7 protein-coding genes are annotated in these 14,979 nt (G+C 63.5%); 5 read left to right on the top strand and 2 right to left on the bottom strand.

The annotated features are described in order from the left end of the window. The first annotated feature begins 39 nt into the window (after nt 1-39). The 4 genes from P0D96_RS16085 (at nt 40) to P0D96_RS16070 (ending at nt 9,698) form a co-directional block, all read left to right on the top strand. Nucleotides 40-5,064, top strand: a complete 5,025-nt coding sequence (locus tag P0D96_RS16085) for a non-ribosomal peptide synthetase (RefSeq protein ID WP_408314277.1) — start codon at nt 40-42, stop codon at nt 5,062-5,064. Nucleotides 5,065-5,179: 115 nt separating this feature from the next. Further along, the gene (locus P0D96_RS16080; protein ID WP_408283875.1) at nt 5,180-6,550 is read left to right on the top strand and encodes a lysine N(6)-hydroxylase/L-ornithine N(5)-oxygenase family protein; all 1,371 of its coding nucleotides are present in this window, start codon (nt 5,180-5,182) and stop codon (nt 6,548-6,550) included. Nucleotides 6,551-6,595: 45 nt separating this feature from the next. After that, nucleotides 6,596-8,821, top strand: a complete 2,226-nt coding sequence (locus tag P0D96_RS16075; RefSeq protein WP_408314276.1) for a TonB-dependent siderophore receptor — start codon at nt 6,596-6,598, stop codon at nt 8,819-8,821. A 34-nt stretch (nt 8,822-8,855) separates the two neighbouring features. Next, nucleotides 8,856-9,698: a N(5)-hydroxyornithine transformylase PvdF gene (locus tag P0D96_RS16070; RefSeq protein WP_408314274.1), complete on the top strand. Its 843-nt coding sequence runs from the start codon at nt 8,856-8,858 to the stop codon at nt 9,696-9,698. A gap of 65 nt (nt 9,699-9,763) precedes the next feature. Here P0D96_RS16070 and P0D96_RS16065 read toward each other — a convergent pair whose 3' ends face one another. Beyond that, the gene (locus P0D96_RS16065; protein ID WP_408314273.1) at nt 9,764-11,479 is read right to left on the bottom strand and encodes an MFS transporter; all 1,716 of its coding nucleotides are present in this window, start codon (nt 11,477-11,479) and stop codon (nt 9,764-9,766) included. Between the two features lie 128 nt (nt 11,480-11,607). Between P0D96_RS16065 and P0D96_RS16060 the strand changes: the two genes are divergently transcribed. Continuing rightward, nucleotides 11,608-12,546, top strand: coding sequence for a LysR family transcriptional regulator (locus P0D96_RS16060; RefSeq protein WP_408314271.1), 939 nt, complete (start codon nt 11,608-11,610; stop codon nt 12,544-12,546). On the opposite strand, the gene P0D96_RS16055 is transcribed toward P0D96_RS16060, so the two are convergent. Beyond that, the gene (locus P0D96_RS16055) at nt 12,543-14,726 is read right to left on the bottom strand and encodes a TonB-dependent siderophore receptor (protein WP_408314269.1); all 2,184 of its coding nucleotides are present in this window, start codon (nt 14,724-14,726) and stop codon (nt 12,543-12,545) included. The genes P0D96_RS16060 and P0D96_RS16055 overlap by 4 nt on opposite strands. Between the last annotated feature and the right edge of the window lie 253 nt (nt 14,727-14,979).

Here is a 14,979-nt window from a genome sequence, read left to right as displayed (position 1 = left end):
GATCCGTCGACCAGCCGACCCGTACTGAGACAACCCAGCATGACCACTGCCAAACCGGATCTGCTTTCCCTCGCGTCACGCTTCGCGCTGTTGCCGGATGCGCAGCGCAAGGCCTTTCTCACGAAGCTCGACGCCGCCGGCATCGACTTTCGCGTGCTGCCGATTCCACCGCGCGCCGAGCGCACGGCGAGCGTGCCGGCTTCGTTTGCGCAAACGCGTTTGTGGCTGCACGCGCGGATGATCGATGAACCGGCGGCGTATCACATCACCGAACGCTTACGGCTCGACGGCGCGCTCGATGCCAACGCGTTGCGTCTTTCGTGCGATGCGCTGATCGCGCGTCACGAAGCGCCGCGTACGACCTTCACCGAAAGCGGCGACGGCGTGTTGCAAACGGTGCATGCGCCATCTCGCTGCCCGTGGCACGCGAGTGACGTGAGCGCATTGCCCGCGGATCAGCGCGAGACGCGCGCCGCCGACATCGCACGCGCCGACGAAGCGAAGGCCTTCGATCTGTCGCTCGGGCCGTTGATGCGCGCGCACCTGATTCGTCTCGACGCGACCACGCACTGGCTCGCGCTGACGACGCATCACATTGTCTCCGACGGCTGGTCCGCGGACGTGATACTGGCCGAACTGGCGTCGTTTTATCGCGCGTATGCGAAGAGCGAAGCGGTGTCGCTCGCGCCGTTGCCGATCCAGTACGCCGACTTCGCGTTGTGGCAGCGCCGCTGGCTCGACGCGGGAGAACGTGAGCGCCAGTTGGCGTTCTGGCGCGAACGGCTGGATGCGAATCGCGACGTGCTGATGTTGCCAGGCGCCGCACCGCGTCCGGCGCAGCGCAGCGCGCGTGGTGCAAGGCATCGGTTCGTTATCGATGCCGCGCTCGCGCAGCAGGTAAAGACACTGGCCAATGCGCAGCGCGCGACGCCGTTTGCCGTCTTGCTGGCGGTATTGAGTGCTTTGCTCGCGCGCTCGTCGGGTGAAACGCAGATTCAGATCGGTGTACCCGCGGCGAATCGCGAGCGCGGCGAAGTGGCCGGGCTCGTCGGCTTCTTCGTGAACACGCTCACGTTGGCCGCGCCGGTTCCCCCAGCGCAGCCGTTTGCTTGGTTGGTCGGCGCGACGCAGCAAACGCTGATCGACGCCCAATCGCATCAGGACGTGCCGTTCGAACAGGTGGTCGAAGCGCTCGGCGTGGTGCGCAGCGCGAGTCATCATCCGCTGTTTCAGGTGATGGCCGCTTATGGCGCGCGGCGCCGTCTGCCGTCGCTCGCGGAAGTGCGCATGACGGAGTTGCCGTCGGGTGCGCCGTTTGCCAAATTCGATTTGACGTTGAGCTTCGAGGAACGGGACGACGGTTCGATCGATGCCTACTTCATCTACGCGCTTGACCTGTTCGACGCCGATGCGATAGAGCGCCTCGCCGCGCGATTCATCGAGTTGCTATCGAATGCGACGGCGGCACCGGCCACCGCGGTAGGAGATTTGCAGTGGCTGCCGCAAGCGGAGCGTGCACAACTCGACGCATGGAATAGCACGGCGCTCCCGCATGAGACGGTGTTCAGGCCGGTGCATCAGCGAGTGGCCGACCACGCCAGCGCGCGGCCGGACGCGCGCGGCGTCGCGGATATGCATCGCTCGCTTACGCGCGGCGAAGTGGATGCGCAAGCCGCGCATTTGGCGCAACGCCTCGTCGCGGCAGGTGTGAGTGCGGAGATGCGGGTCGGCGTGGCGCTGAGCCGGTCGGTGGACCTGCTGGTCGGTCTGATCGCCGCGCTGAAATCGGGCGGTGCGTTCGTGCCGCTGGACCCGAGCCATCCGCGTGAGCGTCTTGCACAGATTCTCGACGATGCGCAGATCACGCACGTCATCACGGAACGTGCGAGTCTCGCCGCGTTGCCGGAGTCGGATCGTCTGCGGTTGTGGCTGATCGACGAGGAACCGCCGGTTAACGAACCGTCGGCGGCGGATGTCGAGTTGCCGCGTGTGTCGCCGCACCAGGCGGCGTATGTGATTTATACGTCGGGCTCGACGGGCAAGCCGAAGGGCGTGGTGGTCGATCACGGTTCGTTTGCATTGCATTGCGCGGCGATCGCGGAGCGCTACGGCGCAGGCGAGCGTGACGTGTTCCTGCTGTTCCAGTCGGTCAATTTCGACGGCGCGCATGAAGGCTGGTTCTCGCAGTACATGTCCGGCGCGGCTGTGGCGATCACGGCGGACACGCTGTGGCCGCCCGCGCAAACCTGCCGGATGATGGTGCGCGAAGGCGTGACCATGACCTATGTGCCGCCCGGTTGCGCGACCCAGCTCGCCGAGTGGGCGCTCGCGCACGGTGCGCCACCGAGCTTGCGTTCGCTGACGGTGGGCGGTGAAGCCACCTCGCGTGAAGCGTTCGCGCTGATGCGCCGAGCGTTTCCGAATGCGCGCATCGTCAACGGTTATGGGCCGACTGAAACCGTCATCACGCCGATGCTGTGGATGTTCTATCCGACCGACGACAGTACGAAGCTCGCGGACAGCGCCTATCTGCCGATCGGCACGCTGGTCGGCGCGCGTTCGGCGCATGTGCTCGATTCACGCTTGAATCCGCTGCCGGTCGGCGTGATCGGCGAGTTGTATCTGGGCGGCGAGGGCGTGGGTGTCGCGCGCGGTTATCTCAACCGGCCGGCGCTCACGGCCGAGCGCTTCGTGCCGGATCCGTTCGGCGTGCCGGGCGCGCGGCTCTATCGTACAGGCGACCTCGTCAAGCGGCGCGCGGACGGCGTGTTCGATTTCATTGGCCGCGTCGATCATCAGGTGAAGCTGCGCGGCTTGCGGATCGAACTTGGTGAGATCGAAGCACAACTCGCTTCGCACGACGATGTGCGCGAAGCCGTGGCGATCGTGCATGGCAAGGGTGCGCAAGCGGCGCTGGTCGCGTATGTCGAATTGAGCGCCGAAGCGCGTGAACGCAGCGCACGCGCGGATGCGGCCGAACTCGACGCGCATCTGCGTCATACGTTGCCCGACTATATGGTGCCCGCGCATATCGTCGTGCTCGACGCGTTGCCGCGCAATGCCAACAGCAAGGTGGACCGCGCGGCGTTGCCGGAGCCGCAGCGTGTTGCGCGTGCCTATCAGGCGCCCGCAGCGGGACTCGAAACCGCGCTCGCGCAGATTTTCCGCGAAGTGCTGGGTGTGGAGCGTGTCGGCCGCGGCGATCATTTCTTCGAGCTCGGCGGGCATTCGCTCGCGGCGGTTCGTGTCGCGACGCGCGTGGCCGAACGGCTCGCACGCGATGTGCCGGTGCGCACGCTCTTCGAAGCGCCGACGCTGGCGCAATACGCGCAGAGGGTGATGGCGGCGGCACGCAGCGAGGCGATGGCCGATGTCGGCAACGAAGCTTCGAGCGGCGCCTCGAATTCACGCCTCGCACCCGATGCGAACGGCGTGCTGCCGCTTTCTTCCGCGCAATTGGGCTTGTGGTTCCTGTGGCGCTCGCAACCGGATAGCGCGGCCTACAACATTCCTGTTGCGCTGCGTCTGCGCGGCACGCTCGATGTCGATGCGTTGCGCGAAGCGTTTGCTCAGGCGGCTGCGCGGCATCCGGCGTTGCGTGTGCGGCTCGTTGAACGTGAAGGGCAATTGCCGGGCCAACGAGTTGGCGAGTCGATGTCATTTGAGCTGGGCATGATCGATCTGTCCGGCGATCCGACAGAAGCTGCCCGTGAGCATGCCGCTGTCGCGCTGACCGACGAAGACGCGCTTACGCCATTCCATCTGCTCGACGATGCCCCGCTCTGGCGCGTGCGCTTGGTGCGCCTTGCCGAGCAGGATCACGTGTTGTCGCTGGTCGTGCATCACATCGTGTCGGACGGTCAGTCGATCGATCTATGGCTCGATGATGTACGGACCACTTATGTCGCGATTGTGCGAGGCGCGTCGCCGGCGGTTTCGGTATCGGGATCGCCCTTGCATCAGGAACTGATCCTGCCGGTCGCCGCGGCGCGGGCGCGTCTATCGTTCTGGCGCGATGCGTTGGCGGATGTGCAGTCGCATGTGCTGCCGTCGCCCTCGTCGGGCCGTGCTGCGTCGCCGAGTTGGAGCGCCGGCCGTCTTGCGTTCGAATTCAGCCCGGCGCTCGTGCGCCGCGCCCGCTCGATGGCGCTCGAGGTTCACGCCACCTTGCCTATGTTGTTACACGCCGCGCTGAACGTAGCCTTCTATCGTGCGACGGGCGTCACCGATCAACCGGTCGGCGTTCTCGCCTCGACGCGTGAACTGACAGGCGAGGCCGCGCGCCGCGCGCTCGGACTCTTCATCAACGCCGTTGTCGTGCGCACGCGGCTCGCGAAAACCGACACGCCGGCAACGCTGCTCGCCGAAGTCCGAGACGCCGCGCTCGCCGCCTATGCGCATGCGGATACGCCATTCGCCGACGTGGTGGCGGCATTGCGCGCTCCGCGCAGCGAAGTCGCCAATCCGCTTTTCTCAGTGATGTTCAACTACCTGCGCCCGGCGGGAACAGCGGAACGCGACTGGGCCGGCCTCACGCTCGACGACTTCAACGACGTGCGGCATCGAGTGGTGTTCGAACTGGAACTGGATGTGGTCGAGCACGCCGACGGACGCGTGACCGGCGCTTTTTCGTATGCGAACGAGTTGGTGGACGGCCGCTTTGTCGAGGTACTGACCGCCGACTATCTGGACGTGGTGCAGCAGTTCGTCGATGCGCCGCATGAGCAACTGGGTGCTTCGGCGGCGCGCTTTGCATTGGAGTCCGCAAGCCTCGCGACCGGCGCGCAGGCAAGCACGACATCTCACGACGAAGCATCGCAGCGCGCCCAGGCGCTTGAACGCGTCTGGGGCGATCTCTTCGAGGGCAACACGCCCGCGCATCACGACGACCTGTTCGAGGCGGGCGCGAGTTCATTCGACGTGGTGCGCTTCGTCGATGCCGCGCGAGTCGCCGGCCATGCGCTGGAGATCGCCGACGTATTCGCCGCGCCGACCTTCGCGCAACTGGCGGTGAGGCTCGTCGCGCAGGCGTCGAACGTTGCTGCATTACGCGACGGCGCGTAGGCCGAGCACAAAACCCGGCAAAAAACGCAGTCAATAAAAAACGGCATCAATCACGAAAGATTTTCACCGGCCCGCGCATCCGGCGCGCCGGCTTCCACCGATAAGGACCTGCGACATGCACAGAGACACTGTATTTGATCTGATCGGAATCGGCTTCGGACCGTCGAATCTCGCGCTTGCCGTGCGGCTCGCCGAAGAGGCCGGCGTGTCGGACCTCGCGCATTGCTTCATCGAGCGTCAGCCGGAATTCGGCTGGCACCGCGGCATGCTGCTCGACGATTGCCGGATGCAGATTTCCTTCCTCAAGGATCTCGTGACGATGCGCGATCCGAAAAGCCGCTTCACGTTCATCAACTATCTCTACGAACGCGGACGTCTGGCGGATTTCGTCAATCTGAAGAACTTCTATCCGACGCGCGTGGAGTTCCATGATTACCTGAGCTGGGTCGCGGCGTCGTTCGACGATCGCGTGAACTATGGGCAGACCGTGACCGGCATCGAAGCGGTCAAGAGCGCCACGAATGCGAACGACGTCGAAGCGCTGCGGGTTTTCTCGCGCGATAGCGAAGGCCGTGAATGGCAACGTGTGACGCGGGCGCTGTCGGTCGGCATCGGCGGCGGTCCGCAGGTGCCGGAGGCGTTCGCCGCGCTCGGCACGCACAACATCGTGCATTCGTCGCAGTACCTGACTTCCATCGACCGCGCGGTCGGACCCGCGAGCGGCGCGCAAAAACGCGTGGCGGTGATCGGCGCGGGACAGAGCGCGGCCGAGGTGTTCGTCGATCTGACGCGCCGCTATCCGCACGTCGACGCGAGCCTCATCATTCGTTCGAGCGCGCTGAAACCCGCCGACGACAGCCCGTTCGTCAACGAAATCTTCAGCCCCGCTTTTACCGATATCGTCTACGCGCAGCCGCGCGACGGCCGCCGCTCGCTGATCGAGCGCTTTCGCGACACCAACTACGCGGTGGTCGACCGTCCGCTGATCGAGCAGATCTATGAAATGCTTTATCTGCAGAACGTGTCCGCCGATCCGCGCCACCGGCTGCTGGCGAACACCGGCATCGAAACGGCAGTGCGCACGGCCGGCGGCCAGATCGAACTCACATTGCGTGACCGTCTGAGCGGTCACGCACGCGCCGAGCAATTCGACGCGCTCGTGCTTGCAACGGGATATCGCCGCGACACCCATTTCGACTTGCTGGAAGGGCTTGCGCCGCATCTTGGCGATGCGCTCGCGCAAGGCAACGTCGAACGCGATTACCGGCTCGCCACGCCGGCGAGCTTCAAACCGCGCATTTACCTGCAGGGCTGCTGCGAAGACAGTCACGGGTTGTCCGACACGCTGCTGTCGGTGCTCGCGCTGCGCTCAGACGAAATCGCCGCTTCGCTCGCACATCACACATCGCAAGACCGGTCGGCCGGCCGGACACAACAAGCACAAGAAAACGCGACGAGCGTGGGCCGCATGGCCTTCGCTCTTTAATAAAAAGCGGTCTTTTGGCCGCGGAAGAACCTGGAGCATCGAGAGATGGAGTGGGCAATAGGCACGCGCCGGAGTGCAACCGCCGCCGCGGCGAGCGTGGCGTTTTATGCGGCGGCAGCCGCTACCGCACAGGCGCAGCAGTCGGCGCAAACCGAGGGCAATGCGCAGCAGAACACCAGTACGAGCCAAGCGGGCGCGACTGCGGCCGGTACGCTGCCTTCGATCAGCGTCGAAGGCTCGGCCGACAATGACGACACGGTGGGCCTCGTTGCACGCCGTAGCAGCACCGGCACCAAGACCGACACGCCGCTGAAGGAAATTCCGCAGACGATCAACGTCGTTACCGCACTGCAGATCGAGGAGACCGGCGCGACCAGCATCAACGAGGCGCTGCGCTACATTCCGGGCTTCTCGACCTATGGTGCGGATGTACGCTCCGACTGGTATTCGGTGTTGCGCGGCTTCACGCCGACCGTGTTCGTCGACGGCCTGCAAGTGCCCAATACGCTCAATCTCGCGAGCTGGCGTGTCGATCCGTACATGATCGACAGCATCACGGTGCTGCGCGGTCCGACCTCGGTGCTGTACGGCCAGGGCGACCCGGGCGCGATCATCGACGTGCAGAGCAAGCTCGCCAACGGCGAGCGCATTCGCGAAGTGGAAATGCAATTGGGCGACTACGCGCGCAAGCAGATCGCATTCGACGTGGGCGACAAGGTCGATAGGGACGGCACGCTGTCCTATCGTTTCCTCGGCGTGGGACGTGACGGCAATTCGCAGACCGGGCCGAATCCGGAGCAGCGCGTGGCGTTGGCGCCCTCGGTGAAGTGGCAGCCGAACGCGAAGACTTCGCTGACGGTCGAGGCGACTTATCTGCAGGATTGGGGCGACGCATCGAATAACTTCTTGCCGGCACAAGGCACGATTTTGCCGAATCCGAATGGCAAGATTTCGCCGGACCTGTACACGGGCGATCCGGAGTTTTCGCACTACCGCAAGAAGCAATGGTCGGTGGGTTATCAGTTCGAATACAAGTTCGATCCGGTGTGGACGTTCCGGCAGAACACTCGCTTGATGCATCTCTCGCTCGATCAGGGGCAGGTGTTCGGCGGCGGTCTCGATCCGGCCGATCCGACCGAGGCGTCGCTGCTGCGCTATGTCGGTCTGTACCAGATGAACTACAGCCGCTTCGATGTCGACAATCAGGCGCTGGCCCGCTTCGGCACGGGTCCGCTCGATCATACGGTGCTGCTGGGCTTCGAATACAACCGGCAGTCGACCACCGATAGCGAATCGATGGCGACCGGTCCGAGCCTGAACATGTACAACCCGGTGTATACGCCGATCACCAACGCGATCTTCAGCGGACCGGACGCGTTCCCACGCACCGACACGAAGTCGACCATGAATGCGTTCGGCGTGTATGCGCAGGACCAGATCAAGTGGCAACGCTGGGTGCTGACGCTCGGCGGGCGTCAGGACTGGAGCAACACCGCGCAGAACGACATCGCCGGTGGCAGCCGCCTCGAACAGAACGATCATGCGTTCTCCGGGCGGGTTGGGCTCGTGTACCTCGGCGATTACGGATTGTCGCCGTACATCAGCTACTCGACGTCGTTCAATCCGCTGGTCGGCGTGAAGATCGCCGGCGGCGGTATTGCCGAGCCGACCAAAGGCAAGCAGATCGAAGCCGGTTTGCGCTGGCAACCGGCCGGCAAGAACCTGATGCTCAGCGCGGCGGTTTATCAGATCAACCAGACCAACGTCGTCACGCCGGACCTCGCGATCGACCCGAGCGGCAGCACCAGCGTGCAGACCGGCGAGGTGCGTTCGCGCGGGATCGAGTTGAGCGGCGTGGGCAATGTCACGCGCAACTTCTCGGTGATCGCCGCGTACGTGTATCAGGACGTGAAGAACATCAAGGCCGGCGACGACACGCTCGGCAAGTGGCCGGTGGATATTCCGCGGCCACGCCAGATGGCGTCGTTGTGGGGCGACTGGACGTGGCATGCCGGGCCGCTGGCAGGTCTCGGCTTTGGTGCGGGCATTCGCTACCAGAGCGGCGCGGCGGGCGCCGCCGACAACTCGCTGTATGTGCGGAGCTACACCGTGTACGACGCAGCGGTTCACTACGAAACGCGCAACTGGCGCTTCGCGGTGAACGGCCAGAACATTTTCAATCGCCGGTTCGTGAGCGGTTGCCAGTCCGTGAATACCTGTTTCTATGGGAATCCACGCACGGTGATCGCAACCGCGAAATACGACTGGTAAGCATGTGGCAATGACTCACACATAGGAACCGACTATGCCGAAGAAGAAACTCGTTTACATCTGGTCGCTCAGAAACGCCGCCGCCGACAAGGCCGGCCAGGAGATCGCGTACAAGAGCGGCACGCGCTACATGAAGTCGGTGCTGGAGTCGCTCGTCGAGGCGCTCAACGGCACCGAGCTAGGCGATCAGTACTCGCTCGAAAAAGTCATTTACGACGACGATGCGGGCTCCAGCGTGGATCGCGAGAAACTGAAGGAATATGGCTTCGCCTATGAGCCGGGCAAGCGCTGGTTCTATCCTCCGAACTTGCGTGTGCAGGGCAAGCCGGTCAACGATCTACTGCTCGCGATTCCGTCGACGTATCGGCGTGAACCGGTCGATGCGCCAGGCCGCCCGGCAGGCAAGAGCGCCTTTGAAAAGCATCTGCTCGATACGCTGGTGGAGTTGAAGGCCGATATCGTCGTGCTGGATGGTTTGCTGATCATTCTCGACGAACTGGTGCGGCCGGGTGCGCCGTTCTATCGCAAGATCGTGAATATCCATCCGGGCGTCACGCGCGCCGAATCGCCGTACGAGCGGCGCGGCGCGTATGCGACGCTCGACGCGCTCTATGGCGCGCGCGGCAAGAAAGTGGTCAACTGGAAGACGATGGAAACCGTGGCGGTCGAACCGCTCTATCTGACCGGCGCATCGTTTCACTACGTCGACAACGGGATCGATTCTGGCGAGGTGATTCACGACGTGCTGAATACCGAAATCGATAAGGACGATACGATCCTCGAACTGCGCTGGAACAATTTCAACCGCAGCCTTTTTCCAGCTTTGAACGAAGGGCTCGCGATGATGGCCGGGCAGTCGGTGCAAGTCGAGGCGTGATTGGCGAAGCGTGCGCCGCTTTGGATGCTACTTGTGGGCGCACGCCGCCGTCGACGGAGCACTGTTCAGCACGCGTCGCATCGGGCTGGTTGCTGTTGCTGCTGCGCGGGCGTGTGCTTCTTGACGCCAAGTCTTCGCGACGCGCTGCCGGAAATCACGAAACTGAGCGCAGCAAGCACCCACACGCCGACTCCGCCGTAGACCATTACCCAGCCGAAGCCCTGCATCAACGCGGCATGTACGACGCTTCCTGAAGGGTCGATTTGTGTCAACGCCGGCATCCCGGTTCTGATCGCTTCGACATCGCCGGCCGCAATTTTCTCCGCGAGCTTGCCGAGCGGCGCGGTGTCAAGCGACTTCGGCAGTCGCGTCTTCAGATTGAACAGAATGCCGCCGACCAGGATCGCGCCCATCAACGCGATGTTGATCGCGAGCGTAATCATCCGCGCGCTCATATCGATGCCCGAGGCCATGCCCGCGCGTTCGGCGGGAACCGCGGCGGTCGTCGTATTGGTGACGGGCGTATTGGTGAGGCCGAGGCCCGCGCCCGTCACCACGCAACCGGGCAACATGGTCCACACGTCAGCATGCGCGGCGCTGCTGCCGTATCGCATCAGCATGAAGCCGAGGCCGATTGTGAAAAGGCCGGCAGGTATGGCGATTCCCGAGCCATAACGCAATGCGAGCCGTTCGCCGAGCGGCGGAAACAGCAGCGTCGGCAACGTGTAGGCGAGCAAGGCGAGTCCGGCGCTCACGCTGTCATAACCGAGACCGATCTGGAAATAGATCGGCAGATAGATCATGAACGGCCAGAAGCTGAAGTTCATGCCCGCCGAGCCCATCAGTGCGCCGGAAAACTGCGGAATCCTGAACACAGAAAAGTCGAACATGGGACGCGCACTGAGCTTCTCCGCAAACAGAAAAGCCACGAAGGCGACCAGTGTTACCGCGATGATGAAAAGCGCTCGCGGATCGCCGAAGCCGAGCGCCGGAACCTGCGTGATGAAATACACGAGCCCGAACACCGCCAGTGACAACGTGACGATGCCGGCAACGTCGAGCGTATGCGCGTGCGGGTCGCGCGATTCCTGCACGCCGCTGAAAACGAGCGTCAAGGTCACGACAGCGAGTAGCGCGTGCACCCAGAAGACCCATTGCCAACTCGATAGCGCCACGATCGCCCCGCCGATGATCGGCCCAAAGCCGAGCCCGATGCCGAAGATGATGCCCCACGCGCTGAATGCGCGAGCGCGTTCGGGTCCTTCGTTGAACTGATGCGATAGCACAGCCACCTGGCAGATCAGCATGGCGCCGCCGCTCGCGCCTTGCAACAGGCGCGCGACGATCAGCGTCGGCACGCTTTGCGCGAGTCCGCAGATCAACGAGGTGATGCCGAACAGGGCGATGCCGATCACGAAGATGCGTCGGCGGCCGAATCGGTCTGCCAGCGTGCCGGTCGCCATCAGGACGGTGGTCACCGCGAGCGTGTACGCGTTCATGATCCACTGCATGCCTTTGAAGTCGCCGTGCAACACGCGCTCGAGCGTCGGCAGGATCACCGGCACGCTGGAGATTTCGAGGCCGAACATCAGCGACGCAAGACACACCGCGCCCAACGCCAGCGTGTTTTTGCGCAGCGAGAGGAAGGTGGCCGGTTGCGAAGTTTCGCTCGCGATGGTTCGTGCAGGGCGCGGCTCGCGCGAGATCGCTCGATGCTCTGCAGTTGCAGCCGCGCGGGGCCGTTCTTCGCGCCGTGGCGGCGCGATCGGATCATTGGACATGAAAATTTCACTTCGTTAGTCGATGGGCTTGCCCACCACGGACTGTGTAATATAGGGGGAATTCATGTCCCCATTGACGCACGAAAATCCCATAAATGTGTCTCGGTGGGAACCAATAAGGCAAGGGTATGAGCGACATCCTCGATGGTGTGACGACGTTCGTGCGCGTGGTCGAAACGGGCAGTTTCGCGCTCGCGGCGGAACGGATGAACCTGACGCGCTCGGCGGTCGGCAAAGTGATCGTTCGGTTGGAGAAGCGTCTCGGCGTACGCCTGCTCAATCGGACGACGCGCAGCCAGAGCCTCACCGAAGACGGCCAGGCTTACTACGACCGCTGCGTGCGCGCGCTGGCCGAACTCGAAGCCGCAGAAGCCGATCTGGACTCTGGGCGACGCGAGCCCAAAGGCCGATTGCGTGTGAGCGTGCCGCAGGCTTTCGGTCATTACTGCGTGGCGCCCGTGCTGCTCGGCCTCGCCCGCAAGCATCCGCAATTGAAGATCGACATTTCGATTACCGACCGCTTCGTCGACGTGATCGAAGAGGGTTTCGATCTCGTGGTGCGCGTGGGTCCGCTCGCGGACAGCGTGAGTCTTGCCGCGCGCAAGCTCGGCATGCAGCACGCGAGCATCGGCGCCGCGCCAGCCTATCTGGCGCGGCATGGCACGCCGGCGAGCGTCGACGAATTGCGCGGACACGCCGTGATTGCCTACTTGCGGGCAGGGTCGGCGCAGCCGTGGGATGTGGTCGACGTCGACGGGCAAATCCGCCGCGCGCAAGTTCAGCCGCAGCTTGGTTTCGACGACATGAAGGGTATTGTCGATGCCGCTCTCGCCGGCTTCGGCCTCGCGTGGCTGCCGAGTTGGCTATTGGCCCGTTATGCGCAAACAGGCGAGCTGGTGACGGTGATGGAGAATTGTTTCCGGCCTGCTCAGGAGATCCACCTGGTGTGGCCGAAGAGTCGCTATCTGGCGCTGAAAACGCGCTGCGCGATCGATGCGCTGGTCGCGGAGATTCCCGCCATGATCGGGGCGCCCGCCGCGGGCGCCCCGAGTTCACGCGATGCTTAGAACTGCAGCGTTGCGCTGGCTACGGCGGTGCGCGTCGGCGACGGCGCCACGTAGTAGCCCCACGCCGTCGTCCAGTAACGGCGGTTGAACAGGTTGTTGATCCCCGCGCGGAACGTCACGTCCTTGCCGGCGATTTTCGTCTCATAGCGGCCGCTCAGATCGAACGTGGTGTAAGCCGGCACGAACTGCGTGTTCTGCGCGTCGACGGCCTGGTTGCCGACGTACTTGCCGCCGAACGCCAGCGTCAGCGGACGCAGATACGACGGGTTGTATTCGATCCGGCCCGTCACGGTGAAGCGCGGCGCGCCGTAGATGCGCTTGCCTTCCACGGTCGGATCGTTGACGTCCATGGCCTTCGTGTCGAGCCACATTACGCCGCCCATGACTCGCCATTCGCTGGTGAGCGCAAGCCAGCCGCTCGCGTCGAGGCCCTGATAGCGCTTGGTGCCGTCCTGCACGAAGATGTTGTCGACGTTCGTGTAGTTGTAGCCCTGATCGACGTGGAACAGCGCGAGGTTGGCGCCCCACTTGGCGTGGTCGGTTTTAAAGCCGACTTCGTACTGCTTGCTGCGCAGTGGGCCGAACGTGTCCGGGTAGTTGAGGTTGGTGTTGGACGCGGCACCGCCCTGTTCCAGCGACTCGACGTAGCTCGCGTACAGCGTCGAGTACGGATCAGTCTTGAACATCAGCGCGAAAGTCGGCGTGACAGGGTCCGCCTGGTATTGCGACGACACCGCGCCGCTCGGGTCGTACACGTGCTGCTGATATTGCGTGTAGCGCACGCCGACCAGCGCCGACAGACGCGACGTGAGCTGCACGGTGTCGCTCGCGTACACGGCGGCTTGCGTGATGCGCTGCTGACGGTACAGGTCCGAGCCGATGCTGACTTCGTCGTTGGTCAGCAAGGTGCTGGCGTACAGATTGCCGTTGCCGAGGAAGTAGCCTTCGTTCCAACCCGTGCTATTGCTGTATTCGCTGGTTTGCGTTTCGAAACCGGCGCCCACCACCACGTCGTGCTTGATGCTGCCCGTGTTGAAATGGCCTTGCACCATGCCGTCGACGTTCTGGTAGAAGTAACGCGTCATGGCCGCATAGAGCGTGTTCGAGTAGTTGCCTGCGGCGTCGGAAACGAACAGGAAGCTATCCGAATTGGTGCGGTTCTCCTTGGCGAAGCGGTACTTCAGGCTCGCGTGCCAGTTGTCGGAGATGCGGTAATCCAGGCCCGTGCCGAACGAGGCCATCTCGGTCTCGTAGTAGTTCTGCGGTTGCGTGAGCGCGTGGGTGACTTTGCTCGCGTCGGGAATGCCGCCGGCGTCGCCGCCGAACATCAGGCCGAACAGCGTGCCGTTGGTTCTGCGCTTCTGGTAGAACGCGTCGGCGCTCCACGTCAAGTCCGGCGTAATGCGGAAGTCGAACGCGAGCGAGGCGACCTGGCGGCGCACGTGGCCGTGGTCCTCGGCGGTGTTGCCGTTTTCGTTGACGAGGTTCAGGCGGTAGCCGAAACGGTCGTCATTGCCGAAGCGGCCGCCCAGATCGACGGCCTCGCTGAATACGCCGGCCGACCTGTAGCCGACCGTGATGCTGCGGTACGGCGTGTTGGTGGGACGCTTCAACACGTAATTGACGATGCCGCCCGGCGAGCCGAAGCCATACATGAAGCCGGACAGGCCCTTGAGCAATTCGACCTGCTCGAACGGTTCGAGCGAGAGATCCGTATCCCACGACGGGAAGGTCTGGCCGTCCACCTTGATGCTGTTCAGCGTGTCGATCGGCATGCCGCGCACGGTGAACATCGAATTTTCGCTGATCGCGTTTTCGCTGATCACCGACACGGCCGGATCGTACTTGTACAGATCGTTGGCGGTCGTCGCGAACAGATCCTGCGCTTCGTCGCTCGTCACGATGTGAGTCGAAAACGGCGTGTCCACCTGCTTGCGCGAACCCAGCGCGCCTGCGCTGACCGTGTCGGCCTGCGCCACGGTGGTGTCTTTTGCCGCCGAGACGCTCACGGCCGGCAGCGTCGCGGCGGCGTCGCTGGCCGCGACCTGCGCCCAGCCCGGAGTCGACAGCGTGGAAAGCGTCAAACCGACGCTGGCCAGAAGCCCCGCGCTCAGCAGCGAGGGAGTACGGCGTTGGCCGCGCACAAACGCCGGTCGGCCGGCGACAAAGAATTTCTGCATGTTGTTCGAATTGGACAGAGTGACGCTCGCCGCGCACCAGAAATGTGCGAAACGACGTCATCGGAAGCGGGTGGTTAAGTAATCGAAGTGTAAGAACGCGACTGCGCTCAAATGGTAATGCATCTGATTCGCATTAACAATCTGTTTGTTTCGAGTTCTTAGTCATCTATAAGACATCTGTCATAAGACAAGGTGAAATCGGCCCAAAGCCTTATCCGGCGGGGCTCGGCCCCTTGGAGGGTGTTTCCGGGAT

This window comes from Paraburkholderia sp. RL17-347-BIC-D (assembly GCF_046027915.1).
Taxonomy (GTDB): Bacteria; Pseudomonadota; Gammaproteobacteria; order Burkholderiales; family Burkholderiaceae; genus Paraburkholderia.
Note: the sequence above shows the minus strand (reverse complement) of the source record. Positions and strands in the feature narration are given on the sequence as shown.

What these genes read in the sequence shown, in the direction of transcription:
- P0D96_RS16060 (WP_408314271.1), top strand. Translation starts at nt 11,608, where the DNA reads ATGAGCGACATCCTCGATGGTGTGACGACGTTCGTGCGCGTGGTCGAA.
- P0D96_RS16065 (WP_408314273.1), bottom strand. Translation starts at nt 11,479, where the DNA reads ATGTCCAATGATCCGATCGCGCCGCCACGGCGCGAAGAACGGCCCCGC.
- P0D96_RS16055 (WP_408314269.1), bottom strand. Translation starts at nt 14,726, where the DNA reads ATGCAGAAATTCTTTGTCGCCGGCCGACCGGCGTTTGTGCGCGGCCAA.
- P0D96_RS16075 (WP_408314276.1), top strand. Translation starts at nt 6,596, where the DNA reads ATGGAGTGGGCAATAGGCACGCGCCGGAGTGCAACCGCCGCCGCGGCG.
- P0D96_RS16070 (WP_408314274.1), top strand. Translation starts at nt 8,856, where the DNA reads ATGCCGAAGAAGAAACTCGTTTACATCTGGTCGCTCAGAAACGCCGCC.
- P0D96_RS16080 (WP_408283875.1), top strand. Translation starts at nt 5,180, where the DNA reads ATGCACAGAGACACTGTATTTGATCTGATCGGAATCGGCTTCGGACCG.
- P0D96_RS16085 (WP_408314277.1), top strand. Translation starts at nt 40, where the DNA reads ATGACCACTGCCAAACCGGATCTGCTTTCCCTCGCGTCACGCTTCGCG.